The 25,782-nt window shown below is 34.4% G+C and carries 21 protein-coding genes; 12 read left to right on the top strand and 9 right to left on the bottom strand.

Translation table 11 applies throughout. The features are described from left to right. The first annotated feature begins 3 nt into the window (after nucleotides 1-3). Nucleotides 4-846 carry a DUF4249 domain-containing protein gene (locus NU08_RS15375; RefSeq protein ID WP_165352464.1) on the top strand — a complete coding sequence of 281 codons (843 nt, stop codon included), beginning with the start codon at nucleotides 4-6 and terminating at the stop codon, nucleotides 844-846. Between the two features lie 42 nt (nucleotides 847-888). Here NU08_RS15375 and NU08_RS15370 read toward each other — a convergent pair whose 3' ends face one another. From NU08_RS15370 to NU08_RS15355, 4 genes are all read right to left on the bottom strand, one after another. Continuing rightward, nucleotides 889-1,428, bottom strand: coding sequence for a GNAT family N-acetyltransferase (locus NU08_RS15370; RefSeq protein ID WP_129748024.1), 540 nt, complete (start codon nucleotides 1,426-1,428; stop codon nucleotides 889-891). A gap of 11 nt (nucleotides 1,429-1,439) precedes the next feature. After that, the gene (locus tag NU08_RS15365) at nucleotides 1,440-2,069 is read right to left on the bottom strand and encodes an MgtC/SapB family protein (protein WP_129748023.1); all 630 of its coding nucleotides are present in this window, start codon (nucleotides 2,067-2,069) and stop codon (nucleotides 1,440-1,442) included. Between the two features lie 98 nt (nucleotides 2,070-2,167). Continuing rightward, nucleotides 2,168-3,970, bottom strand: coding sequence for a glycoside hydrolase family 2 protein (locus NU08_RS15360; RefSeq protein WP_129748022.1), 1,803 nt, complete (start codon nucleotides 3,968-3,970; stop codon nucleotides 2,168-2,170). A 305-nt stretch (nucleotides 3,971-4,275) separates the two neighbouring features. Then, nucleotides 4,276-4,881: a nucleosidase gene (locus NU08_RS15355; RefSeq protein WP_129748021.1), complete on the bottom strand. Its 606-nt coding sequence runs from the start codon at nucleotides 4,879-4,881 to the stop codon at nucleotides 4,276-4,278. A gap of 182 nt (nucleotides 4,882-5,063) precedes the next feature. Between NU08_RS15355 and NU08_RS15350 the strand changes: the two genes are divergently transcribed. The 4 genes from NU08_RS15350 to NU08_RS15335 all read left to right on the top strand — a co-directional run bounded on the left by NU08_RS15350 (nucleotide 5,064) and on the right by NU08_RS15335 (nucleotide 7,417). Then, nucleotides 5,064-5,627 carry a DUF6642 family protein gene (locus tag NU08_RS15350; RefSeq protein WP_129748020.1) on the top strand — a complete coding sequence of 188 codons (564 nt, stop codon included), beginning with the start codon at nucleotides 5,064-5,066 and terminating at the stop codon, nucleotides 5,625-5,627. A gap of 1 nt (nucleotide 5,628) precedes the next feature. Continuing rightward, nucleotides 5,629-6,546, top strand: a complete 918-nt coding sequence (locus tag NU08_RS15345; protein ID WP_242502568.1) for a helix-turn-helix domain-containing protein — start codon at nucleotides 5,629-5,631, stop codon at nucleotides 6,544-6,546. 70 nt (nucleotides 6,547-6,616) lie between these two features. Next, nucleotides 6,617-6,817 (top strand): hypothetical protein, encoded by a 201-nt coding sequence (locus NU08_RS15340; RefSeq protein ID WP_129748019.1) that lies wholly within the window; start codon nucleotides 6,617-6,619, stop codon nucleotides 6,815-6,817. Nucleotides 6,818-6,844: 27 nt separating this feature from the next. Beyond that, the gene (locus NU08_RS15335; RefSeq protein ID WP_129748018.1) at nucleotides 6,845-7,417 is read left to right on the top strand and encodes a pentapeptide repeat-containing protein; all 573 of its coding nucleotides are present in this window, start codon (nucleotides 6,845-6,847) and stop codon (nucleotides 7,415-7,417) included. Between the two features lie 91 nt (nucleotides 7,418-7,508). On the opposite strand, the gene NU08_RS15330 is transcribed toward NU08_RS15335, so the two are convergent. The 4 genes from NU08_RS15330 to NU08_RS15315 form a co-directional block, all read right to left on the bottom strand. After that, on the bottom strand, nucleotides 7,509-9,077 hold the full coding sequence (locus NU08_RS15330; RefSeq protein WP_129748017.1) for a DUF5123 domain-containing protein: 1,569 nt from the start codon (nucleotides 9,075-9,077) through the stop codon (nucleotides 7,509-7,511). Between the two features lie 43 nt (nucleotides 9,078-9,120). Continuing rightward, complete coding sequence (locus NU08_RS15325) at nucleotides 9,121-10,914, bottom strand: RagB/SusD family nutrient uptake outer membrane protein (RefSeq protein WP_129748016.1); 1,794 nt, start codon at nucleotides 10,912-10,914, stop codon at nucleotides 9,121-9,123. Between the two features lie 20 nt (nucleotides 10,915-10,934). Continuing rightward, nucleotides 10,935-14,162: a SusC/RagA family TonB-linked outer membrane protein gene (locus NU08_RS15320; protein ID WP_129748015.1), complete on the bottom strand. Its 3,228-nt coding sequence runs from the start codon at nucleotides 14,160-14,162 to the stop codon at nucleotides 10,935-10,937. A 631-nt stretch (nucleotides 14,163-14,793) separates the two neighbouring features. Beyond that, a complete protein-coding gene (locus NU08_RS15315) occupies nucleotides 14,794-15,960 on the bottom strand; it encodes an MFS transporter (RefSeq protein ID WP_129748014.1) in 1,167 nt (388 codons plus the stop codon). Nucleotides 15,961-16,063: 103 nt separating this feature from the next. Here NU08_RS15315 and NU08_RS15310 point away from each other — a divergent pair, with 103 nt between their 5' ends. From NU08_RS15310 to NU08_RS22360, 7 genes are all read left to right on the top strand, one after another. Next, nucleotides 16,064-16,897, top strand: a complete 834-nt coding sequence (locus NU08_RS15310; protein WP_129748013.1) for an AraC family transcriptional regulator — start codon at nucleotides 16,064-16,066, stop codon at nucleotides 16,895-16,897. A gap of 70 nt (nucleotides 16,898-16,967) precedes the next feature. Further along, entirely contained in the window at nucleotides 16,968-17,324 is a 357-nt protein-coding gene (locus tag NU08_RS15305; RefSeq protein WP_242502567.1) for a hypothetical protein, read from the top strand. Nucleotides 17,325-17,420: 96 nt separating this feature from the next. Beyond that, nucleotides 17,421-17,948 carry a DUF3347 domain-containing protein gene (locus NU08_RS15300; RefSeq protein WP_129748012.1) on the top strand — a complete coding sequence of 176 codons (528 nt, stop codon included), beginning with the start codon at nucleotides 17,421-17,423 and terminating at the stop codon, nucleotides 17,946-17,948. Between the two features lie 2 nt (nucleotides 17,949-17,950). Beyond that, a complete protein-coding gene (locus NU08_RS15295; protein WP_129748011.1) occupies nucleotides 17,951-18,511 on the top strand; it encodes a helix-turn-helix domain-containing protein in 561 nt (186 codons plus the stop codon). Nucleotides 18,512-18,981: 470 nt separating this feature from the next. Further along, nucleotides 18,982-21,516: a heavy metal translocating P-type ATPase gene (locus NU08_RS15290; protein ID WP_129748010.1), complete on the top strand. Its 2,535-nt coding sequence runs from the start codon at nucleotides 18,982-18,984 to the stop codon at nucleotides 21,514-21,516. Between the two features lie 186 nt (nucleotides 21,517-21,702). Continuing rightward, a complete protein-coding gene (locus tag NU08_RS15285; RefSeq protein ID WP_242502566.1) occupies nucleotides 21,703-23,946 on the top strand; it encodes a multicopper oxidase family protein in 2,244 nt (747 codons plus the stop codon). Nucleotides 23,947-24,083: 137 nt separating this feature from the next. Next, nucleotides 24,084-24,242 (top strand): hypothetical protein, encoded by a 159-nt coding sequence (locus tag NU08_RS22360; RefSeq protein ID WP_165352463.1) that lies wholly within the window; start codon nucleotides 24,084-24,086, stop codon nucleotides 24,240-24,242. A 67-nt stretch (nucleotides 24,243-24,309) separates the two neighbouring features. On the opposite strand, the gene NU08_RS15280 is transcribed toward NU08_RS22360, so the two are convergent. After that, nucleotides 24,310-25,782 (bottom strand): gliding motility-associated C-terminal domain-containing protein (locus NU08_RS15280; protein WP_129748009.1); only part of this gene is annotated, 1,473 nt, incomplete at its 5' end.

Below are 25,782 nucleotides of genomic sequence, written 5' to 3'. Positions count from 1 at the left end.
GCTATGAATAAATTGAAAAAATATACGATAATGAATAGAGCGCTGGCATTAATAAGTCTTCTTTTTGTTTTTTCTTTTGCTTCTTGCGAAGATGTAGTGAATCTGGATCTGGAAACTGGCGAAACCAAATTGGTAATTGATGCCGAAATTATCTGGAAAAAAGGAACTGACGGAAAAGAACAAACCATAAAAATCAGTAAAACAGCGCCATATTATAGCGGTTCTACACCAAAAGTTTCTGGTGCGCAAGTAAGAATAGAAAACAGTAACGGAGATGTTTTTACATTTAACGAAACTGAAGCTGGAGTTTACAAATGCACTAATTTTGTTCCTGTTCTTAATGCAGATTACAAATTATTTATTACTGCCGAAGGGCAAAGTTTCACAGCAGTTGAAAAACTAACTTCTGTAACGCCAATTAATAAAATAGAGCAAAATATTGTTCCCGATTTTAGCGGAAAAGATATTATTGAACTGACCTTTTATTATAATGATCCTGCAGATGAGATCAATTATTATGTAACCGATTATCAAGCTTCATTTTTGATATACCCAGAATATGAAATCACGAATGATGAATTCTTTAACGGAAACGAAATCAGTACAAGATATTCTCATGAAGACAAAATGAAATCTGGAAACACAGTAACGATAACACATAGAGGAGTTTCTAAAAACTTTTTCAATTATTGGAAATTAATACTAGAAGCTTCAAGTTCAAATCCGTTTCTTGTTCCTCCAGGAAATATTAGAGGAAACATTGTAAATACTTCCGATGCTAACAATTTCGCTTTTGGTTATTTCAGACTTTGCGAAGCAGATCAAGTTGATTATTTGGTAAAATAAAAAATCTATTTTATAACAAGACAAAAGCCTTAAACGAAATGTTTAAGGCTTTTGTCTTTTCCAATCTTCTTTATTTATTTGATACACAAAATTCAGTTTTGGCTTTTCTCCAAAATAAGCCACTTCTTCTTCAGCCACTTTTTTGGCTCCTACTCTTGAAATTGCAATTTGCGATCTGATATTTTCTGAACCAATATGAAATTTCACTTTTGAAACATATTGAAAAAGATAATCCAGCATGGTCTTTTTTACGCTTTGATTAATGCCTTTTCCCCAACACGAAACCGCATAAAAAGTATAACCGATAAAAACACTATCGTCTTCTTCGTTAAAATCGTAAAATCTGGTACTTCCTACAACTGCCCCAGTTTCCTTATTTATAATCTTAAAGGCGCCTTTACTTTTGATTGCTCCCTCAAAAAACTTTTCAAAAACTTCTTTTTGCCATCGGTCTTTGTTTGGATGTTGTTCCCAAATTTTAGGATCAGAAGCTGCTTTGTACAAAGCTTCAAAATCTTTTTCTTCTAAAGGAGAAAGAATACAAAAATCATTTTCTAAAATGGGTTGTAAATTAAAATTCATAGTTTTTATTATTATAATACCAATTCCTCAAAAACAGGATCTTGCAAAAGTGCTGTATACAAAGATTCAATAGATTTTTTTGGTCCATGTATTTGCCATTCTAAAACCACATGATTCAAATTACGGCGCTGTGTAATCAGTTTTGATTTTACTCCGTAAGTTGAAAAAAGTTCTAGACATCTTGCGTATCCGCTATCAGAACGATTAAAAGTTATTTGAAGCGTTTTATGTGCGTTGATGAGGTCTATTTTATCCTGAAGAAAAGTAAGCACCGTAAGAATGGAAAGAATCATCAAGGCTGCACAAGCCGATGCAAAATAATAGCCTGCTCCTACTCCCATACTTACCGCTGCAACCGACCATATTGTTGCCGCCGTAGTAATGCCGCTAACATGATTATCTGATCTAAAAATTACTCCTGCGCAAAGAAAACCTAAACCAGTTACAATATTAGAAGCTATTCGGTCTGGATTTCCCGTTCCTCCTATCCATTCGGACATAAAGGTAAAGAAACACGCTCCGACAGAAATCATTATTGTGGTGCGAAGACCCGCCGCTTTTCCGCTATATTCTCTTTCGGCACCAATTAAAGCTCCCCAAAATGCTGCTAAAAGCAATCTTATGACAATTTCTAGTTCCATTAAAAGTCTTCTGTTTTTTCAAATAAAATTAAGGAAAAAACATAAAAAAAACCTCCAAAATCTAAAGGACTTTGAAGGTTTTTCTACTTGGTCTTTCTTTACTTATATTCTACTTCTTTTTGAGCATACCAATCTTTCATTACATAAAAAGCTTTCTTTTTAATTCCCTGATCTGAAATTAATCCTTTACGATTGAAGAAATCCTGAATATTAGGCAACTGTCTTCTTGGAGATCTGAAATCAACGAGAATCCAAGGAGAAACTCCTGCTAATCCTTCAATACGATTGAACATTTGTGTATTTTGAATGTACAATTCTTCTTGATATTCTTCGTTCCAGCGTTCTTTTTTATCGCCGTGTAAACCTTGCAAAGCTTCGCCGCCAAACTCACTTATAATAACGGGTTTGTTGTATGGAATTACCCATTGCATGTCTTTACAAGATTCGTTAGTTCCTCTATACCAACCTAAATATTGATTGAAACTCACAATATCTACATATTCATTCATATTGTCGTGAAGTGTATTGATATTATTTGAACTCGAAGTAACTTCCATCGCCATACTAATCAAACGAGAATTATCTTGCGTGCGCGCATATTTTGCCAATTTGCTCAAGAAAGCATCACGATCATCACCATGTGGAGTTTCATTAGCAATTGACCAAATTACGATGCCGCAACGGTTTTTATCTCGGTAAATCATATCGTGCAATTGATGTTCAGCATTTGCGTAAGTATCCGGATTTGTCCAAGAAATAGTCCAATAAACTGGCACTTCAGACCAAATCATCAATCCCATTTTTTCTGCTTCTTTGACCATGTTTTCGTTATGCGGATAATGCGCCAAACGAACATAATTACAGCCCAATTCTTTTGCCCAAGTCAATAACGTAATCGCATCATTTTGAGACCAAGCTCTTCCTGATCTAAAAGGAGCTTCTTCATGAATGCTGATTCCGCGTAAAAAGACTTTTTTTCCGTTTAACAGAATTTCTTTTCCTTTTGTTTCAATGGTTCTAAAGCCAATTTGATCCGCTATATTTTCATCTGCTTTAGAAATGGTAACATCATATAATTTTGGTTTTTCTGGCGTCCATAAAACTGGACTGGCTTTTACTTCGAAATAGGCCATTCCTTTAGAATCTGTTGTAATGCTTTTTTTAATTTTCAATTCTGGAATGGAAACCGAAACTGTTTGATTTGCCGATTCGCTATTTAGTTTTATCCAACCCGAAATTTTTCCTTTTTCTTTTTTATCCAACTGAACCAAATAATCTTCAATATAAGTATTCGGAACTTGAGCCAGAGTAACATCTCTTGTAATGCCGCCGTAATTCCACCAATCCATATTTACAGTTGGCACATTGTCTTTGTGTCGTTTGTTATCGACTTTTACTACTACAAAATTATTTCCGTCAACTAATAAATTGGTTACATCAAAATTGAAAGGCGTGTAACCGCCAATATGAGTTCCGGCCAATTTTCCGTTTACATAGACTTTTGCATCATAATTAACAGCTCCAAAATGAAGAATTCCTTTCGTTTTTGCATCTTTTTTATAATTAAAGTCTTTCTGAAACCAAACCGTTCCTTCATAAAAAAACAATCTTTGATCTTTCGAATTCCAATCTGACGGAATATCCATTACTGCAGAGGTTGCAAAATTATATTCGCTCAATTCTGTAGTGTTCCATTTTTTATTTTCGAAAAATCCGTTGTCTTTAAAAGGTTCTAAACGGTAATTATAATATCCGTTTTCGAGAGGATCTACAATATATCTCCATTTTCCGTTTAGCGTAATATTGTTTCTGGCTGAAATATTAGATAGTAGCGAAATTTCCTGTGCCATTGCTTTTCCAATAAACAGAAAAGTACAGCACAGCATTACAATTTTCTTCATAGTTAAAATCATTTTGGTTTCAATAGTTAATTAGTTTTTCATCAAAAATGAAAACTATAAAGTTAAAAAGTTTCTTTAAAGCATAATTAAATCAACCTCATCCATTTCTTCAAAATACCCCATCAAATACTTATCAGTTTTACTGTATGAGGAGTATTTAGTCGCTTTTCATTCTTTATTCATACTAAAATTAGGTATTCTCAATATGTCGCACCTCTGGAGCTTTTTGAATTTGAGGATTTGAATTATGCTCAAATATTTTGCTCCGCTGGAGCAACTTCCTAAAAAAACAAAAGCCACTTCAATTAAGAAATGGCTTCTGATTCTTTTATTAATCCCAAAATTTTGCCGTAAGCAATTGCAGCTTTATGAACTTGAACCGTCCAGTCTTCGGCAGCATTATCATCGGCTCCATCAGAGATATATTTTAAACTTAAAAACGGAATATTTTCTTTCATGGCAATCATGGCTAGAGCGTAAGCTTCCATATCAACCACATTATAAGCGTCTGAACAATGTTCCATTTCGAAATTATCTCCTGTTCCACAGATTCCTTCTTGAAGATTGTCCATTAATAAACCATATTCTAAAACTGGTGGTAAACCAGAAAGAGGCGTTTCATATAATGCAAATCCCAAACCTCGAACATCCATATCTCTTTGTACAAATTTGGTACAACAGATTACTTCGCCTTTTTGAAAACAGCTGCTTCCTGCCGATCCTAAATTTATTATAACAGAAGGTCTTTTCTTTTGAATCGCTTTTGTCAATTCATAAGCTGCGTTTACTTTTCCAATTCCAGTAATTAAAACATTGTGTCCTTTAAAAACTTCTGCTGCCTCAGATTCAAGAGCAAAAGAGAATAATATATCTTCGAGAGCAAAAGATGCCGTCTGATTAATTTGTATCATGTGTAATTTATTTTCGGTTTACAAAAATACGCTTAAAAATTTACTCGGCTTTAACCAAAGTTTAAAATCTAAAAAGCACGTTAAATTCTATTTTCTATGCTAGATTTCATTTCAGAAAAAATACTTTTGTTAGAATCATAAAAGAAGAATTTCAATCCCTAAATACCAGAAAGAAAAACTGCATGGATAATGAAAAATTTATTTTCTGCCTTGAAGGCGTCCGAGATATAGACGATCATACCCCAACTAATGTGGTAAAATGTTTGGAAGAATTGGCCATTGACCAAGGAATTTCGAGCATTCATAAAACTTGTGATACAATCGAAGGTTTGGAAGAAAGTTTGAATATTTTACTTTACGAAGATCATAATTTCAAAGACTATGAAATTATTTATCTTGCCATGCCAGGTCAGGAAAATAATATTTGTCTTCACGATTATTATTACAGCATCGAAGAAATTGCCGAATTGTTTGAAGGAAAAATGAAAGGGAAAATTATTCATTTCGCAAATCTGAAAGTTTTAGATTTAAATGAAGAAGAAGCACAATATTTCTTAGACATAACGGGAGCGAGAGCAATTTCTGGCTACGGATCAACTTATAATAAAATTGCAAGCTGCAGCACAATTGATAAAGCTTTTTTTAGTTTGTATCAGGAGAACGATAATTTAATTGAAGTTGTCGAAGATCTTTATGCCAAACATTACAACCTCTGTAAACTGCTTGATTTTAGATTATATTATTAGAATGAAAAAGCAGGCAGAAAAAATAAAAACCTATAATCCAAAAGGATTTCGAGAAAAGTTTTTAGGAGAAGACAATCCTATTCATTTGCTTTTCAAATCGGATTCTGATCATTTTTTCTGTCTTGAAATCGAAGAAATGATGCAGATGCAGCATCCTGTTCCGCCTTCTAAACATTCTTGCCATACTTTAATTTTTATTTCTTCAGGTCAGCATGTTATGAAATTGGGTTATCTGGAATACATCACAACGGATAACGAAATGATTATGGTTCCTGCTGGGCAGATTTTTTCGCTTGATAATGTTAACAATATTCACAAAGGTTATATCTGCCAGTTTCATCCTGACATTTTAATTAGAAAATATGGAAGCCGCGAACTGCTAAATGATTTTGATTTTCTAAAGATTTCAGGAAATCCGAAAATTAAACTCGCTCCTGAAGATATTGCCCCAATTACAAATATATTGGAACGATTGAAAAAGGAATATTCAGAAACTACAATTACAGATTTAAATATTGTCCAATCGTATCTTATTACTTTGTTTTATGAAATGAATAAAAATGCGGTAAAAACTTCTAAAAGCATTTCGGCGGCAGAAGCAATTACAGGGAGATTTAAAGAATTGATTCATGATCATATTAAAACCCAACATCAGGTTAATTATTACTCCTCGCTATTAAATGTTACTCCGAACCATTTAAACAAGTGCGTTAAGACTGTAACTGGAAAATCGGCGGTAAAATGGATTGACGAAAACATATTATTAGAAGCTAAATATTTGCTGTTTCAAACCACTCTTTCAGTAGGCGAAATCGCAACGCAAGTAGGATTTGAAGATCAATCCTACTTTAGCCGATTTTTTAAAAAAGCAGAAGGAATCTCTCCTATTCGATACCGAAAAATGATTGATAAGTCCTAATTATTGATTATAGAGTCCTAACAAATATGTGGGTGTTTTTCAGAAATTTGCTTCCTCAAAAATGCAAATTATGATTTATGTTTTTAAAACTTCCGTTGATAATCAGGCCAAATTTGAATCGGCTTCTGTACTTCTAAATGAATTATTACCTAATTCTGAGTGGAATTTTGATCTTGAAGATTGTGACAATATTCTTAGAGTTGACAGCGAATTGAATGTTGCAGAAATACTTCAAAACAATACTATTTTCGAATGTATCGAATTAGAATAGAACTTTAAATGCCTTTTTAATTTTTTTATGGAATCAAAATTATATCAAAACCGAACTTTTGAATCGATCGATTATTCGGATCAAAGTTTAGCCAATACCGAATTTGTTAATTGCAAATTCATTAACTGTAACTTTTCTAAAAGTGAATTGAGTCATAATGATTTTCTAGATTCTACTTTTAAAAACTGTAATCTTTCGCTGGCAGTTTTAAAAAACACTGGATTGAAAAACATCAAATTTATTGGATGCAAATTGATGGGGCTTGATTTCAGCGCTTGCAATAGTTTTTTGTTTTCGATGAATTTTGAAGATTGCATTTTAGACTATTCAACTTTCATTTATAAAAAGCTCAAGAAGACAAATTTCATCGATTGTTCTTTGAAAGAAACGGATTTATCTAATAGTGATTTGTCTTTGGCGGTTTTTAAAAATTGTGATCTTTCTGGCGCCACTTTCGTGGAAAGTATTCTGGAGAAAACTGATTTTAGAACTTCTAAAAATTATTCTTTTGATCCCTCAGAAAACAAAATAAAAGGCACTAAGGTTTCACATACAGCCCTCGCAGGATTACTTGCAAAATTCGATTTACTAATTGAATAAATTAGATATCATTTTTGCGAAAATTATAGATTCATAAAAAAAGCGGAATACAAAAATGTATTCCGCTTTTCTATTAACTAACCATGAAATTTTATTTTAACCATCTTGGATCTCCAATATTGTTATCAATCAACGTTTGATTTTTAACTGTGAAATCTCCATTTGCTGGATCAACAAACTGCGGATTTGCAGTAGTTGCCGATGCATCAATTTTATTGTTTGTAATTGTTCCATCTATAAAACTTGGAGCATCATTATAATAGTTTTTACTAAATGTTGGCTGCGTTGTCAATGGCTGGTTGGTATAAATTGCAGTTGTTGAAGTAATCAACGTATTTTTAACTGTTGAGGTATTATTTGCAAAACGCACATATAATATTCTCTTTGGTGCAACCGTATTTGAAACAGCATAAAGCGTACAGCTTTCAATTAAAACATTTGTAGTTAATCCAGTTCCAGAGAAACCATTTGGAGAAACCACTGCATCTGCTCTTACAAAGTCACGTCCTGTCGAACAAGTATCGAATGTACTGTTTTTAAGAACAATACTTGCAACATACGTATTTCTAAAATCGATAAAATCTGCACCTATATTTGTGTTTACATTTTTTACAATGCTATTATCTACTGTGAAAGAAGACAATTTAGAACCAGCTGCGTTTGCCGCAATTAACGCACGAGTATAATCATGTACTTTACTGCTGCTAATTAAGAAATCACCGTAAGTTGAGTTTGCTCCAGAGATAGTAATTACGGCCGCATTATCCATTCCTGTTCCATCCAAATCTAAATCGATCAACGACAGATTTGCTGTTCCAGAATTAACTGTAAATTTCACATGCAACTTCGGCTTATCGTAAGTACGAAGTCCTCTTAGTGTTATCGATTTGTTCAATGCGATCTCGCCTGTAAATACAGTATAATCTCCAGGCATTAATACTAGAACTGATCCTGAAGCAACTTCAGTAATTTTAGCATTCAAATCGTCTTCTGGTTTAATTAGAATTCCAGTTCCAATATCGATTCCGGTTGTAAATGTCGTTGTACCTCTTTTCTTAGTACCATTCATTAACTCGGCTGTATAAGCTGTTTCTGCGGTTAATCCAGTAACAACTGCAACTCCTGCAGTTTTTTCTGCTGGGGTAATCGCATGTGTTATAGCGCCTGGATTTACAACAATCTGCGTAACATTACTATTAGGAGTCCATCTTAATGTAACTTGTTTAGCCTCTACATCGCCGTCCTGAATTGGCAAGAAAAGCTCTTCTGCCAAAGTAGTAGCCTTAATAACAGACCATTTAGAATCTTCTAATCCTGCTGCGTTAACAGATTTTACTCTTATTGAATAAACTGTTTCTCCTTCTAATGCCACTTGCACAGGAAGCTCAGTTGGAGCAACTTTCAAAGTTTTATAAATTGTATTAAAATTAGGATCATCTGCGCTTATTTCTACAACATAATGATCTGCATCTTCTTTAACCATCCAATTTAATTCGACTGTAGTTTTATTTCTAACTACAGCAGAGATGCCCACAGGTGAAAAAGCTCTACTAACATCTAAACTTTCAATAACAGACTCATTAAAAGTCTCACAATTTGAAAAAGTGAGAGCAAGTAACATAACAGCAATATACCCCTTTACTTTATATTTTGTTTTCATAATATACTTTATTAATTTTCAAGTCACTAACTACAACTATTCGTTATTCGTATCCATAATCATTTGTTAGCATCCCATTACTACCCTCAATAAAAACTTTCCAAATTGGCCAAAACTGTCTATTGTTTGGATCAACCCCTGGTTTGTATAAGGTATTGATTTTAGTATCTGCTGTAGAGCCAGTCCAAGTCCATGTGAATTGCGAATAATCTGCTCCTGGATTTGCAGTTTCTCCACGATTAAGACCATAAATATCTAAAGTCACATTATCCGATTTATATTTGTAGTATAAAGTTGATGGAACATCAGCATAATCACCTGTACGATCAGATAAGCTTTTCATTTTCACTTTAGCCTCATCTAATTTTGTTTTTAATAAATTCCAACGTATAAGAGCCTGTTTACGTTCCATCTCTCCTGTAAACTCATATTTATTTTCATTAACAAGAGCATTAAACATTGCTTCTTTACTAGTTAATGAGTTTACATAGTTTTCAACTTTAGCAGCCTGAGATGCTGCTGGAAATGCTCTTCTTCTAATTTCTTTTAGATATGGAGCTGCCGAAGCTGGGCCTTCTAATTCATTTGCAGCTTCTGCTGCTATTAAAAGGACTTCGGCATATCTCATATAAATTTTATTTACACCATCATCATTTGTTGATGTTACAAAACGAGTCATCCATTCGTAACGATATTTTCCAAAATACCAAGTATTTAATGCTCCTAACTCTTGTTTAGCGACATTATTTACTGCTGTACCATATTTATAAGGAACACATGTTACATCCCTTCTCGTATCTTCTTGGTCATAATCATAAAAAACATTAGGTAGTGGTCCTGCAGTTCCTCCACGATTAGCCCCATTTGCATGAAATTGGTCGTTAGTTGTATGTTTTACAGCAAAAGTAAACAACATACGCCCTCTACCGTCTGAAAAAGGTATTTCCCATAAAGATTCTCCACCTGCAACTATGTACTCCTGATTGTATTTTTTCCAGAATGTTTCAAACGAAGGCTCCAAATGTGCTGAACCGCTTGCAATAACAGAACGAGATTCTGCTAATGCTAAAGCATACATATTTGCAACTGACAATTCAGGATCTGTACTTCTTCTGATACCGTCAGGATATTGTTGGTAACCACTGGCAGCCATTGCCAAACGAGCGCGGAATCCTTTGACAAATGCCTTATTAATTCTTTCCACACTACTAGTCGCAGAGCTTCCGCCTGGCCAAGGCACTAATGTTGCAGCTTCACCTAAATCGGCAATAATTTGCTTATAAATCACATCACGACTTGATTTAGCAACATATAAAGTTGCATTATTTAATGGTTCAAATCGTGCAGGCACATCTCCCCACGCTTTTACCAAGTCAGCATAATAAATCGCTCTTAAAGTTAATGCTTCACCAAGTAAATATCCTAAATCTGATCCAGGTGTCGGATTTCCATAAGTACGCAAACCTCTAATGGCAATATTAGCACGTTCAATACCAGAATACATCATTGCCCAAGCATTATTAGTTGTATTCATTTGAGAGTTAACTGTCTGTGCATCATAAGTACATAAGTCTGACGCATCACTTACCGTTTGAGAAGAGTTATACCATTCTGTATCTGTATTCATACCATAAAAAGGAAGAAAACGACCTCTGTATGAATTAGTTTCTGCAAAAGGAATTTTTATTCCATCAATTGCGCCTTCAGCTAATCCTACATTAGAAAAAATAACTGATTCATCTAATGTTGATTTTGCTGGGGCATCTAAGTAATCATCTGAGCAAGAAGTAAAAAAACTTGCAACAAACATTCCTGCTATTAATATTTTATGTTTCATCTTGTGAAAATTTAACTGAATTAGAAATTAAGGTTTAAACCAAATATCATCTGTCTACTTCTTGGATAAGCTGAATAATCAACCCCTGGAGTATACGGTGTCGCTCTTCTAGTTGAAGCTTCTGGGTCTTGACCTGAGTACTTAGTCCAAACAAAAACATTGCTAGCTGTCAAGTAAAATCTCAACTTAGAAACTCCTAAAGCAGAAGTTAAAGCATCTGGTGTAGTATAACCTAAACTTAAATTGTTAAGTCTTAAGAAAGACCCATCTTCAACAGACCAATCAGTAAAAACATAACGAGGCATGTATGGAGACCACATTGTAGTATTCGCATTTAAAGCAGTCAATTGAGCAGGATCGGTTACTAGTTGTCCTGTATTAGGATCAAGATTTGTCCATCTTTTTCCATCTGCCATTTCAGAACCTAAATTTCTATATTGTCCATTAGGAACTGAAGTAGAAAATTCTGTTTTATTTCCGTTGTATACATCGTTTCCAATACTCCAGTTAAAAGCTGCAGAAAGATCAAATCCATAAGCATTAGCATTTAACACCATACCTCCAGTGCTTTTTGGGTTCGCATTTCCTATAACAGTAAGATCTTTGCTATCTACAACATTGTCACCATTAATATCTTTTAATTTCATAGCACCTGGCTTCATTGGACCAACGACAGTTTTAGCATCTGCAACTCCTGTTTTTAAAGTATAAGTTCCTGCATTATAATCAAAGTCTGAAACTTCATAACGTCCATCACTTTTATACCCATACATAATTCCTAGAGGTTGTCCTACGTTTACTAGATAATCTGCTGTGATTGAAGAAGAAGCCCATCCACTTGACCATGTAAAATCTTTCATTACACCAAGAGAGTTAATTCTGTTAGTATTGAATGCGGCATTAAATGATACGCTTACTCCATATTTAGGTCTTTCAATTAAGTTAAGGTTTAAAGTTGCCTCTACACCACTGTTTTGAATTTCACCCATATTTCTATACTGATAATCATAACCTCCAGAAATTGGGAAATTCATTAGCAAGTCTTTTGTTTTGTTTTTATAAAACTCAACAGATCCCGTTACTTTATTTTTGAAAAGATCGTAATCTAAACCAATATTTTGTGTTACAGTAGTTTCCCATTTCAAATCTGGATTAGCCATTGTTTTTGAAGCTGCCCAATAGCTATCTACTCCATTAATCCATGTAGATGTAGTAGATGCAAAACTTTGTACCATTTGTCCTGTCGGAATATTATTGTTTCCTGCTTCACCATAACTTACTCTTAATTTAAGCAAATTAACCCATGAAGCATTTTTCATAAATTCTTCTCCTGAAATTTTCCAAGCTGCTGCTGCTGCTGGAAAAAATCCCCATTTGTTACTTCCTAAGAACTTACTTGAACCATCGGCACGATAAGTCGCTGTTAAAAGATAACGATCTTTATAATCATAATTTGCACGTCCGAAGAAAGAGAGTAATTTATCATCTGGGAAATAGAAATTATCAACTGAAACTGGTGTTCCTTGTGTAGTTAATTTCTTAGCTTCATCTAACTCAAAAGACAATGGTAATCCGTGAATTGTATTTATCAAATCATTTCTATCATAGTTTATAGACTCTTCTCCTAAAAGAAATTTTAAGCTATGGTTTTCTCCCATTATTTTTTTCAAATCATAGTTAAGAGTATTTGCATTTCTAAAACGAGTATCTTTTCTATCTGACATTATCAATGCAGGCATACCTTGTCTTTCTGCCGCTGGATTATTTTTCACATAATACGTTGTACGTCCATAGAAACGATAATCTTGAAAATTATAATTATCTAAACCTAATTCCGTTTTAAAAATTAAATCAGAAGTAAGTTTCCAAGAAAAACTTCCTAATGTATTGAAGTTCTTTCTAAACTGTTGGCGATTGTTATCGGTAATAGCGACAAAAGGATGAGTTAAATTATTAGAAACTGCTTCATCTGTATCATCTGTAGTTAAACCTGGAACAGGAATTGGTGCATATCCAACAATATTTTTCAAACGAGAATCTGCAGAAGAAGCCTCATTCTGTTCATTCATACCAGCACCATTAATTTCAGTATCTGAGTAACGTACTGTAAAACTTAAATCAATTTTATCTGAAGCTTTACTATTTAAAGCAAGAGACAAGTTATTTCTCTTAAAGTCCGACCCCAACATAATTGCTTTTTCATCATAATGCGCATAGTTGAAGTTATAGTTCATTTTTTCACTTCCGCCACGAATAGATAAGTCACGGCTTTGTACTTCTCCTGTACGTCCAAAAACTTGTTTCTGCCAGTTATTTCCTTTCATGCCTTTGTACATATCATAATCTTGCCAATTACCAAAATACTTGGTATAAGAAACTGGATTACTCAAAATAGTTTTATCATTTTGATCAAGCAAAGCATATTCATACTGCCATTTTACGTAATCCTCTGGAGAAGTAACATCGATAGTATTAGCCAGTTTTTTCATCCCATAAAACATATTGAAGTTTACTGCTATTTTACCATCTTTACCTTTTTTAGTTGTAACTATAATAACACCATAAGCTCCTCGAGAACCATAAATTGCTGTAGATGACGCGTCTTTTAAAACGGTCATCGTTTCAATATCTGAAGAAGAAATATCATTGATATTATTTACTGGAAATCCATCTACAATATACAATGGAGAAGCGTCTTGGCTTAAAGACCCGTTTCCACGAATTCTAACCTGAACATTTGAATCTGGCGAACCTTCAGAACTGCTTACTGATACTCCGGCAATACGCCCTGTTAAAGCCTCCGCTACGTTTGGAACAGGAATTTTACGAGCTTCACTTCCCGAGAAAGTTGCAACAGCTCCAGTTAAATCAGATTTCTTAGAAGTTCCATATCCAATTACCACAACTTCATTTAAATTATTAGAATCCTCAGACATTGTTGCATTTACTTTTGTTTTCCCATCTGTAGAGATATCAATGCTTTTAAACCCAATAAAAGAAAAGCTTAATACTGCTTTCGGATTGGTCAGTTTTATTTTGTAATGCCCATCAAAATCGGTAGAAGTTCCGTTCTTAGTTCCTTTTTCTAAGACATTTACCCCAGGAAGAGAAAGTCCCGCGGCATCTTTCACGGTTCCCTCTATCGTTGTGCCCTGCGCGTATACTTGAGTACCGATCAATAAGCACAGTAAGAAAACAAGTTTAAAGCAAAAATCTGCTCCTTTGTTTAATAGTTCTTTAAAGTTCATGGTTGATTGTTTAAGTTATTAAAAGTTTTTCTTTTTGGTTTAAGTGGTTTTTTGTGGTTACTTTCAATTCATTTTATAGTTAACATTTGCGGTTTTGATTTAACAATAATTTATTTATTTTTTCAACAAAACTTTATTCAAGCTTTATTTTTCCTTCTTATTACTTAATCGATTTCGAAGCATTGCAAAAAAATGTTGTAATCGATTACACAAACATAGATATTTTTTTTAAACGAAAAATAAAATTTGCCAAAAAAATCCCAAAATAAACTACATAATAAAATTTTTATCGCCTTTTTATGTGACATGTATAATTTATATCACTTTAAAATATTAAAAATATTATTATTATTCGTTCATTTGATTCGATTATTGCAAAAAAAACAATCGATTACAGGAATGTTAATTACGAAATCATCAGGTGTTATTTTTACACTTAAAAAGTTAAAGTCAAGCCAAAAAAAATTAAAAAAAATCTATTAAGAGCTTAAATTTTATAATGATTTTACCTATAAATACAATCAATAAAGAAAAAGAAAAGGTAGTTTTGACTATAAGCTTGCGCATTTACAAGCATAAAAAAAGCCCTTAAACAAAAAGTTAAGGGCTTAAAAATTTGATTATTTTAGATTTATATCCGCTGAACCTGAACCTGTTTTTGATGTAATCTCATCAATATGAATGTAATAATCATTCCGATAACCGACATTACTACTCCAATAAGATTAGGAGAAGAATAGCTGAATCCCGCTGCCAACGGCAATCCACCAAGAAAAGCACCTAAAGCATTACCAATATTGAAGCTTCCTTGAAGAGAAGCTGAAGCAATCATCTCCGCTCCTTTTGCTGTACGAATCATCAGCATCTGAATTGGAGCAATTACTGAGAATGAAATAGCCCCCGTTAAGAAAGTTAGAAACAAAGATATATATTGGTTAAATGAGAAAAAGTAAACCAAAACCAAATCGGTAGACATAACAAGCAATAAAGCTAGAGTTGTTGGAGCTGGTGAAAAACGATCTGCCAGTTTACCTCCCACAAAATTACCAACCACCATTCCTAATCCCGCTAAGATTAAAATTGTAGAAACATCTTCTGGTGCAAATTTTGAAACATTAATTAATAGTGGTGCAATGTAACTGATCCATGCAAATAGACCTCCAAACCCAATTGCTGTAATTCCTATTATAAGCCAAGCTTCGGTTTTCTTAAAAAATTGCAGTTGTGTCTTCATATTTACACTTTCTCCTTTTTCAAGATTTGGCATCCATAAATAAATCGCCAAAAAGGTTAATAATCCCACTAAAGCAATCAATACAAAAGTATAACGCCAAATAAAATGATGTCCAATATAGGTCCCAATTGGTACACCTATTAAATTGGCAATAGTTAAACCAGCAAACATAATCGAGATGGCCTGCGCTTCTTTTCCTTTATCTGCCAAACGGCTTGCAACTACCGCTCCCACACCAAAGAATGCTCCATGCGGCAGTCCAGAAAGAAATCGTGAAGCAAATAACACTTCATAACTTGGAGCAATAATAGATAGTGCATTAAAGACAGCCAGCATTAAGGCTAAAATTAAAAGCATTTTTTTAGGTGCATAATTTCTTCCTGCAATTACTAATAAAGGTGCTCCAATAACAACTCCAAGTGCGTAAGACGAAATTAAATATCCAGCAACCGGAATTGAAACTTTCATATCTGAAGCAATATCTGGGAGTAATCCCATCATTACAAATTCTGTAATTCCAATAGTTAACCCTCCTAGAGAGAGTGCAATAAGACTTTTTTTCATTTTGATTTAATGTAGAAAGGAATAGATTTCTACGAGGCAAAATTAACACTGTTAGCCCAGAAATAAATTGTAAATTTGTGACATAAAATTGTATATTTAAGTTATGCCGAAATTAAATCAGTTTAAAACACTTGTTCTTGATGAATTTGAAGAAGAGAAATTTCATCTTCCTCCGCATACACATACGTATTATGAAATCATCTATATCAAAAAAGGAAGCGGTATTCATCATATAAATAATAATCTGCTTCACTATAAAGCAGGAGATCTTTTTGTGATTTCGCCTGATGACGAACATTACTTTGATATTAAAAAGAGCACTCGTTTTATTTTTATAAAATTCACCGATAATTATTTTAATTCGAAGCAAAATCTAACTTGTGATGAATTTCTAATTCACTCGCCAGAAAGTTTCATGCGCGATAAGATTTTAAAAGAAACCGTTTTAAAATTTGACGAACCTTGCAAAACTATTCTAAAGAATACTGTTGAGAACATTACAAAATATGGAGAATATACTGATGTTACCAATTCGCCAATTGTATTCTATCAGATACTATCGATTTTTGGATTGATTAAAGAAACGATTAGATGCATGAACTTGCAAATGACATCCAAACATTTGGACAATGAACAAATTGCCAATTACATTCATCAGAATATTTATCAGCCAAAATTGGTGCAAGTAAAAGTAATTGCAGAACATTTTAATATTGCTCAAACCTATTTTAGCGCTTATTTTAAAAGAACTTTCAGCATTAGTTATCGCGAATACATTCATAATTTAAGATTGGCTTTAATCGAAAAAAGATTTCACAACAATCAATTGCCGATTAAACAGATTGCGCACGAATTTGGTTTTACCGACGAAAGCCATTTGACCAATTATTTCAAGAAACGTAAAAACATGAAACCGACAGATTTCAAAAAACTCTAGTTAGCGAAATCTTAAAAAGTTATTTCCTCAAACATTTTTAGCTAAATTTGTGCTACTAAAAACAATCTCTTTGAAAAAGAAAATCCACATAATAATGCTTTTTATTACTCTTAGCTTCTTTTTGAACCCGAGTTATACCTACGCATGCCATACTGGACACTCTAAAGAAATTGCTAGTAAAGAAGAAAACAGTTGTTCTAAAAAATGCTGTGAAAAGAAAACCTCCAAAGAAGAAAAACATAATTGTGATGGAAAATGCAGTCATTCTGGCTGTAATACCTCAACATTAAACATCTTTTTAACTTCAAATGATTTTGATTTGCAAAACGATGTTTTCAATTTTTCTTTAAAAAATACCATTTCTTCTTATAGTAATTCTACTATTTCTTCTGGATTTACTTCTATCTGGCTGAAGCCGAAAATATAATTATTGTATTTGTGACAGCCCATATTGGGTCTTTTTGAAATCAAATTTTTTAATTAATTTTAAAGGAAATAATCCTTTACTCAAATATTATATACAATGAAAAAATCAATTATAGCTTTAGCAACAGCACTTACAGTAGTATTTAGCGCAAATACAATTCAAGCAAAAACCAATACTACTGAAATAACAACAATCGAAATTGCAGATTCTCAACTGCAATCTGTTTACGATGCTTATTTTTCAGTAAAAGATGCACTTATTAAAAGTGACAGCAAATTGACTTCGGCGAAAGCTGCAACTTTACTGACAGCGATTTCTGCAGTAAAAATGGACAAACTAAAAAGCAACGAACATACGGTTTGGATGAAAGTGGTAAAAAAATTAACTGCCGATGCCAAAAGTATTTCGTCAACTACAGATCTTAAAAAACAACGTGAGACTTTTAAATCTTTATCTAAAAGCACTTACGATTTAATAAAAGTTTCAAATCCAACAGAACCAATCTACAAACAATATTGCCCAATGGCAGATGCTGATTGGTTAAGCAAAGAAAAAGCAGTTAAGAATCCATATTATGGTTCTTCGATGCTGACTTGCGGTAACGTGGTAGAAACGATCAAATAAATATGAAGCTCTACATCAAAAATATGGTGTGCAGCCGATGCAAAATGGTAGTGAAGTCTGAGTTCGAAAAACTCGGACTTCAACCTACTGCTGTAGAATTGGGAGAAGTCGAACTGAACGAAGAAATCACCGATAACCAAAAAGAAGTTTTATTAGAAAATCTTCAAGCTTTAGGTTTTGATCTAATCGACGACAAAAAAACAAAAACCGTCGAAAGAATAAAAAACCTCATCGTCGATTTGGTTCATCATAAAAACAATGATTTAAAAATCAACCTATCAGAATATCTGGCAGAAAACCTCAATCAAGATTATAATTCGCTAAGCAATTTATTCTCTGAAATTGAAAATACTACAATAGAAAAGTATTTCATAAGCCAGAAAATCGAGAAAGTAAAAGAATTATTGATTTACAATGAGCTTTCGTTAAGCGAAATTGCTGATATTTTAAATTACAGTAATGTGGCGCATTTAAGCAATCAATTCAAAAAAATTACTGGCTTTACTCCTACTTCATTCAAACAATTGAAAGATAATAAACGCATTCAAATCGAGAATTTGTAGTTTTTTATTTAACCGCAAAGAGCGCAAAGGTTTACGCAATCCCAATAGCTATCGGGAGCAAAGTTTTTTAGCCACAGATTATAAGGATTAAAAGGATTTTAAAATCTGTGTTAATCTTTTTAATCTGTGGCTAACTTTTCAAATAACGATTTCGCAATTTATTCAGAACATAGCCCAAGGTTTCAACCTTGGGTACACAAAGATTGGAACACGATGCGTTTCCCAAGGTTGAAACCTTGGGCTATGTTTAAATACAGCTCGCAGAATTATTCAGACAAAGCTTTGCGAACTTTTAAAAATCTCAACTAAATAAAAACTTAGCTCCCGATAGCTATTGGGATTGCGTAAACCTTTGCGCCCTTTGCGGTTAAAAAAACATTTAGTAAATCTTACAAATCATTCCCAAAATTCTACAAACCGAACTCGCACATACTTCGGAAATTTGCATTGTAATACTTAAAACCAATACAATGACTCATCAATATATAATTTCAGGAATGTCTTGCAATGGATGCCGAACCAAAGTCGAAAAAACTTTAAATGAAGTCGAAGGCGTTCAAGCAGAAGTGACTTTGAATCCGCCAACAGCTACTATTACAATGGACAAACACGTCCCGACAGAAAAATTTCAAGAAGTTTTAGCCGCTGCGGGAAATTATACCATTGAAATGGATTCTCCTAAAAATCACGAAGAAACTAAATCTTGCTGTTCAAGTCATAAAAAAGAGAATCACGATCATAGTCATCATAAAACAGAAACTAAAAAAGTACACCAGCACAGTGCAAATGGCGTTTATTATTGTCCAATGCATTGCGAAGGTGACAAAACATACAACAAACCTGGTGACTGCCCTGTCTGCGGAATGGACTTGGTACCGCAAGTTGCCGTAACCGCAACACAATTTACTTGTCCGATGCATCCAGAAATTGTTTCAAACGAACCAGGTGATTGTCCAATTTGCGGAATGGATTTAGTTCCGATGCAGGCTTCTGAAAGCGAAGAAAACACAACTTATACTGATTTATTGAAAAAAATGAAAATTGCGATTTTGTTTACGCTTCCAATTTTCATCATTTCCATGTCAGAAATGATTCCGAATAATCCGCTTTACAATATCATGTCTACTGAAAAATGGAACTGGATTCAGTTATTATTTTCTATTCCCGTTTTATTTTATGCTGGATGGATGTTTTTCGTTCGTGCTTACAAATCGATTGTGACTTGGAATCTCAACATGTTTACATTAATCGGAATCGGAACCAGCGTTGCTTTTCTTTTTAGTATTGTCGGAATGTTTTTTCCAGATATTTTTCCATCCGAATTCAAATCACATCACGGAACTATTCATTTGTATTTTGAAGCGGCAACGGTAATTATCACCTTAGTTTTATTAGGACAATTATTGGAAGCCAAAGCACACGGACAAACCAATGGTGCCATAAAAGAATTATTAAAATTAGCTCCAACAGAAGCGACTTTAGTTGAAAACGGAATAGATAAAGTAATCTCCATTCACAACATTAAAAAAGGCGATTTGCTTCGTGTAAAACCCGGAGAAAAAATTCCTGTTGATGGAAAAATAACAACTGGCGAAAGCAATATAGACGAATCGATGATTACGGGAGAACCAATTCCGGTAGATAAAAAAACAGGAGATGCCGTAATTTCTGGAACCATAAACGGTACAAAATCATTTGTAATGATTGCCGAAAAAGTAGGGTCAGAAACGATGCTTTCGCAGATTATTCAAATGGTAAATGACGCAAGCCGATCTCGCGCTCCAATTCAGAAATTAGCCGATCGCGTTTCTAAATATTTTGTACCGACAGTTGTTATCATCTCAATTATAACCTTTTTTGTTTGGGCAAAATTTGGTCCAGAACCTGCTTATGTTTACGGATTAATTAATGCTATTGCCGTTTTAATTATTGCTTGTCCTTGCGCACTTGGACTGGCAACTCCAATGTCGGTTATGGTTGGAGTTGGAAAAGGTGCTCAAAACGGAATCTTGATTAAAAATGCCGAAGCTCTCGAAAACATGAATAAAATTGATGTTTTAATTACCGATAAAACAGGAACAATCACTGAAGGAAAACCTTCTGTTGAAAAAATATATGCTATTAATAATGATGAAAATTTTCTGCTTGAAAACATTGCTTCTTTAAATCAGCATAGCGAACATCCTTTAGCGCAAGCCGTAGTAAATTTCGCGAAAGCAAAAAATAGCTCATTCAAAGAAGTTCAAGGTTTCGAAACTATTGCAGGAAAAGGTGTTTTAGGAACTATAGAAAACATAAGTGTCGCTTTAGGAAACAAAAAATTAATGGATGAGATTGGCGCTTCTGTTTCTACTGATTTAGAACAAAAAGTGATTTCTGAACAGAATTTAGGAAAAACCATTTCGTACATCGCTATTGAAAAAAGCGTTTTAGGTTTCGTAGCCATTACCGATGCTATTAAAGAAAATAGCGCAAAAGCTATTAAAGAGTTAATTTCTCAGGGCGTTGAGGTTATCATGATGACAGGAGACAATCATAATACTGCAAAAGCAGTTGCAGAACATTTGCACTTGAGTTCTTTCAAAGCAGATTGTCTTCCGGAAGATAAATTAAAAGAAATTGAACGTCTTCAAGCACAAGGAAAAATCGTTGCCATGGCCGGTGACGGAATCAATGATGCACCTGCTTTGGCACAATCCAACATCGGAATTGCAATGGGAACAGGAACTGATGTTGCCATTGAAAGTGCCAAAATAACTTTGGTAAAAGGCGATTTAAATGGAATCGTAAAAGCTAAAAACCTCAGCCATGCTGTAATGTCAAATATTAAACAAAATTTATTTTTTGCTTTTATCTATAATACTTTGGGAGTGCCAATTGCAGCAGGAATTTTATATCCGTTTTTAGGAATATTGCTTTCGCCGATGTTGGCTGCGGTAGCAATGAGTTTGAGTTCTGTATCTGTAATCGTAAATGCTTTGCGATTGAGAAATCTAAAATTGTAAATTGGGAGTAATTATTTCAACACATAGAGACATAGCTTTGCATTGCGCTTAAAGGCGTTTCACTTGCATCAATACACATAGCTATGTGTGGAAACTAGTTTCTTTTATTCTCTTTTTTAGACAAAAAAATCTATGTCTCTATGTGTTAAAATTCAATTATGTTCAATTGATTTAAAATTATAATCCATGATTAAAATTAAATATATACTGATTCTTTTTTTAATTGCTTTTCAGCTAAAGGCACAAAAAGTCGTCCGTTACGATTTGCACGTTCGCGATACGATTGTTAATTTTTCGGGTAAAGAAAAACGTGCGATTGCAGTAAATGGGCAAATTCCGATGCCGACTTTGACTTTTACCGAAGGTGATATTGCAGAAATTTATGTACATAATGAATTAAAAAAGGAAAGCACTTCGATGCATTGGCACGGATTATTTTTACCAAATAAAGAAGACGGTGTTCCTTATTTAACTCAAATGCCAATTGAACCTGGAACAACGCATAAATATTCGTTTCCTATTATTCAGAATGGAACTTATTGGTATCACAGTCATTCGGGTTTACAGGAACAAATTGGTTTATACGGACTTTTTATCATCAATAAGAAAAAAGACGATTCCACAATCAGAAAAGGAATCGACGATTTGCCAACAATTCCGGTTATTTTAAGCGAATGGTCAGATTTGAAACCTGAGAATATTCAGCGAATGCTTCACAATGCCAATGATTGGTTTGCCATTAAAAAAGGAACAACACAAAGTTATTTTGAAGCTTTAAAACAAGGACATTTTTCGACCAAAGTGACCAACGAGTGGAAACGAATGAATGCCATGGATGTGAGCGATGTTTATTATGAAAAATTTCTAATCAACGGAAAAAATGAACAACAGTTTTCAGATCTTAAACCGGGCTCAAAAGTTAGATTGCGAATTGCCAACGGAGGCGCTTCCAGTTATTTCTGGCTGACGTATGGCGGAGGAAAAATCACCGTTGTAGCGAGCGACGGAAATGACGTTGAACCTGTAGAAGTGGATCGTTTGATTATTGCCGTTTCTGAAACGTATGACGTTGTAGTTACGATTCCCGAAGATCATAAATCTTTTGCCTTTTTGGCTACAGCCGAAGACAGAACGGGATCAGCCTCTTTGTTCTTAGGAAATGGAGAAAAACAACCTGTTCATCATCTTTCAAAACTAAAATATTTTGAAGGAATGAAAATGATGAACGATATGATGAAAATGAACGGCGAAATGAACGATATGGGCATGAATATGTCTCTGAACAAAATGGACATGAATGCCGTTATGTATCCTGAAATTTCTGGTGAAGATGAAAATGCAAAACCTATCATGGATCATTCGATGCATAATATGGAAGGAATGAAAATGGAAAATGACAGTACTGAAACTTCAGAAATTGTGACTTTGAATTATGGAATGCTGAAATCTCCTTTTAAAACAAATCTTCCAAAAGATGCGCCTGTAAAGGAATTGCGCTTTACACTTTCTGGAAATATGAATCGTTATGTGTGGAGTTTGGACAATAAAGTAGTTTCTGAAACCGATAAAATATTAATTAAAAAAGGAGAAAACGTTCGAATTGTTTTATATAATGGTTCGATGATGCGCCATCCGATGCATTTACATGGACATGATTTTCGAATTCTAAACGAACACGGCGATTATTCTCCTCTCAAAAATGTTATTGATATTATGCCAATGGAAACCGATACGATCGAATTCCAAGCAAATGCAGATGGCGACTGGTTTTTTCACTGTCATATTTTATATCACATGATGGCTGGAATGGGACGTATTTTTAGTTATGAAAATTCCGCTCCAAATCCGTTGATCCATCATCCTGAAATGGCTTTTAAAATGCTAAAAATGGACGACAGAATGTTTCATTTTATGGGAGAAAATGATTTTGCTACCAACGGAAATGACGGTGAAGCAATGTTAAGCAATACACGCTGGAGCATCGGAACGGAATGGAGATTGGGTTACAACGACAAACACGGTTATGAAACTGAAACTCATATTGGGCGATATATCGGAAAAAATCAATGGTTAATGCCTTTTATCGGTTTTGACTGGCGTTATCGAAAAATGGGAATGGATGAACAGGAACAAAATCTTTGGGGACAAAAAAATACCAAAGACAATCGTTCGGTTTTTAGTTTAGGAGCCGAATACACTTTACCAATGCTCATAAAAGCTCAAGTTGAAGTTTATACAGATGGAAATGTGAGAGTACAATTTGAACGAAAAGATATTCCGCTTTCGCAAAGACTTCGAATGAATTTAATGTGGAATACTGATAAAGAATATATGGCAGGATTGAAATATATCGTCGCCAGAAACTTCGGAATCACAACGCATTACGATAGCGATATGGGAATTGGATTTGGAGTTAATCTTAACTATTAAATACAATGGCGGAGGCTTTACAACTCATTAACAGATTTTACAAAAACATTAACAATTTGTAAGAATAAACGACAAGAATTTGAATTATATTTGATTTACCAATTATAATCTTTAACACAAAAAACATTTTAATCAAAATGACAAAAGTAATCACCGTAGTAACAGTTGCTTTCTTCTCTATTGGCGTAATGGCTCAGGATACAAAACCAGCAACAAAAGACAAGGCAAAAAAAGAATCGTGCTGTAAAAAAACAACAGACAAAAAAGACACAAAATCTTGTTGTGTTAAAAAATAAATGAAATTGGATTTTAAGAAAAAGGCTTCAAATATTTTGAAGCCTTTTTTATAGAATTATATTTTAATTATTGGCTATTCACATACAGATACCCTGCCTTTTCAACCTTTCTTCCGTTGCTATCATATTCCAAGGTGTAGAAATAAGTTCCTGTCGGAAGTTTATTTCCTCTGGCAACCGTTGCGCGTCCATCTGAGAAGCCCTGGAATGGGTTAGTAACGTTGTCATAGCCGTTTTTCTCGTAAACCACCACTCCGTATCTGTTATAGATTCTTACAACATTGTTTGGATAGCAGTCAATTCCTTTTATAAAGAAACTATCGTTTAATCCGTCACCGTTGGTCGATACCGCATTGTAGACTTCTTCTACACAAGAGACGTTTACCGTCTGGACAAAAGAATTCTGATTTCCACAATTATCTGATGCAGTCCATGTCCTGATCAGCGAATATCTGCTGGCGCAATCTCCGTCGACTCTCTGCTCGTCATAAGCAACTGTTGCACTGCCACAGTTATCTGTAGCTGTAAAAGTTTGGGCTAGAGGAATGGTATCACAGTCTGCTGTTATCGTTGCGTCAGGTAGTTTTTCTACAAACACTGGTGCTGTAGTATCGTGAATTAATATCGTCTGTGTACACATTGCCGTATCCAGAACATTATTCTCTCCCGCATCACGAACTCCATTGCTGTTGGTATCTTCATATTCTGTAATGGTATAAGTTCTGGTTACATTGGCATTACAACCTGGATCTGCTCCATTTGATGCTGTAATTTCGATCACTCCGCATCGGGTGTCTGCAATGCGTCCGTCGCCATTTCCCAAGGTTTCGAACTGAGTTTCTGTTAAGCTGACTTCCGAAGGAAGCTCCTCATAACATTGTACTGAAGTTGGCTGGAAAGTCGGGCAGATCACACTGAAACGGCAGCAGTTTGGCGAAATTCCAGCTACATTTACCGTATTACAAGCGCTTGCATCTTGAAAGTTTACATTATAATTGGTTCCAGAGCTGATAAGTCCTGATGTCCAAGTATTTCCTGACCAGGTTCCCGGCGCTCCGGTTCCGGTAGCAGTATAAGGCGCCTGACCGGTTACCGACAAGGTAATATTATATCCCGGCTGTGTGGCTGAACAGGTTGCAGTCTCTACTCCTGCCAGAGCAATCTGGCTGATAATCACATTCTGGTTTGCCGTGACGCTGTTTCCGTTTCCGTCATTAAATGTCCACGTAATAACTGTCGTTCCCGGATTTGTTATGGGGAAGGCCGCTGTAGTTGTTCCTGTTATTATTCCCGCGCAGACATCCGCTGTTGTCGGAGCCATTGGTGTTACACTGCATTGTCCTGTTATATCAGCAAGCATCGGTATTGCAGGCGGAGTAACATCATCAATAATTACATTCTGATTGGCTGTTGAAATATTTCCGCTTCCATCATCAAAAGTCCACGTAACCACTGTTGTTCCCTGTGCTGTGATTGGGAAAACTGTTGTGGTGGTTCCTCTAATTGTTCCCGCGCAGGCATCTGTTGCTATAGGAACTGC

Source organism: Flavobacterium anhuiense, from assembly GCF_004151235.1.
Taxonomy (GTDB): domain Bacteria; phylum Bacteroidota; class Bacteroidia; order Flavobacteriales; family Flavobacteriaceae; genus Flavobacterium; species Flavobacterium anhuiense_A.
The sequence above is the reverse complement of the archived record's forward strand: the minus strand, read 5'-3'. Positions and strand labels throughout refer to the sequence as shown.

Excerpts from the sequence above, each read along its gene's own strand:
- NU08_RS15325 (WP_129748016.1), bottom strand. The coding sequence starts at position 10,914 with ATGAAACATAAAATATTAATAGCAGGAATGTTTGTTGCAAGTTTTTTT.
- NU08_RS15345 (WP_242502568.1), top strand. The coding sequence starts at position 5,629 with ATGAAAAAGCAGGCAGAAAAAATAAAAACCTATAATCCAAAAGGATTT.
- NU08_RS15365 (WP_129748023.1), bottom strand. The coding sequence starts at position 2,069 with ATGGAACTAGAAATTGTCATAAGATTGCTTTTAGCAGCATTTTGGGGA.
- NU08_RS15320 (WP_129748015.1), bottom strand. The coding sequence starts at position 14,162 with ATGAACTTTAAAGAACTATTAAACAAAGGAGCAGATTTTTGCTTTAAA.
- NU08_RS15360 (WP_129748022.1), bottom strand. The coding sequence starts at position 3,970 with ATGAAGAAAATTGTAATGCTGTGCTGTACTTTTCTGTTTATTGGAAAA.
- NU08_RS15300 (WP_129748012.1), top strand. The coding sequence starts at position 17,421 with ATGAAAAAATCAATTATAGCTTTAGCAACAGCACTTACAGTAGTATTT.
- NU08_RS22360 (WP_165352463.1), top strand. The coding sequence starts at position 24,084 with ATGACAAAAGTAATCACCGTAGTAACAGTTGCTTTCTTCTCTATTGGC.
- NU08_RS15330 (WP_129748017.1), bottom strand. The coding sequence starts at position 9,077 with ATGAAAACAAAATATAAAGTAAAGGGGTATATTGCTGTTATGTTACTT.
- NU08_RS15375 (WP_165352464.1), top strand. The coding sequence starts at position 4 with ATGAATAAATTGAAAAAATATACGATAATGAATAGAGCGCTGGCATTA.
- NU08_RS15340 (WP_129748019.1), top strand. The coding sequence starts at position 6,617 with ATGATTTATGTTTTTAAAACTTCCGTTGATAATCAGGCCAAATTTGAA.
- NU08_RS15315 (WP_129748014.1), bottom strand. The coding sequence starts at position 15,960 with ATGAAAAAAAGTCTTATTGCACTCTCTCTAGGAGGGTTAACTATTGGA.
- NU08_RS15295 (WP_129748011.1), top strand. The coding sequence starts at position 17,951 with ATGAAGCTCTACATCAAAAATATGGTGTGCAGCCGATGCAAAATGGTA.
- NU08_RS15370 (WP_129748024.1), bottom strand. The coding sequence starts at position 1,428 with ATGAATTTTAATTTACAACCCATTTTAGAAAATGATTTTTGTATTCTT.
- NU08_RS15335 (WP_129748018.1), top strand. The coding sequence starts at position 6,845 with ATGGAATCAAAATTATATCAAAACCGAACTTTTGAATCGATCGATTAT.
- NU08_RS15355 (WP_129748021.1), bottom strand. The coding sequence starts at position 4,881 with ATGATACAAATTAATCAGACGGCATCTTTTGCTCTCGAAGATATATTA.
- NU08_RS15310 (WP_129748013.1), top strand. The coding sequence starts at position 16,064 with ATGCCGAAATTAAATCAGTTTAAAACACTTGTTCTTGATGAATTTGAA.
- NU08_RS15290 (WP_129748010.1), top strand. The coding sequence starts at position 18,982 with ATGACTCATCAATATATAATTTCAGGAATGTCTTGCAATGGATGCCGA.
- NU08_RS15285 (WP_242502566.1), top strand. The coding sequence starts at position 21,703 with ATGATTAAAATTAAATATATACTGATTCTTTTTTTAATTGCTTTTCAG.
- NU08_RS15350 (WP_129748020.1), top strand. The coding sequence starts at position 5,064 with ATGGATAATGAAAAATTTATTTTCTGCCTTGAAGGCGTCCGAGATATA.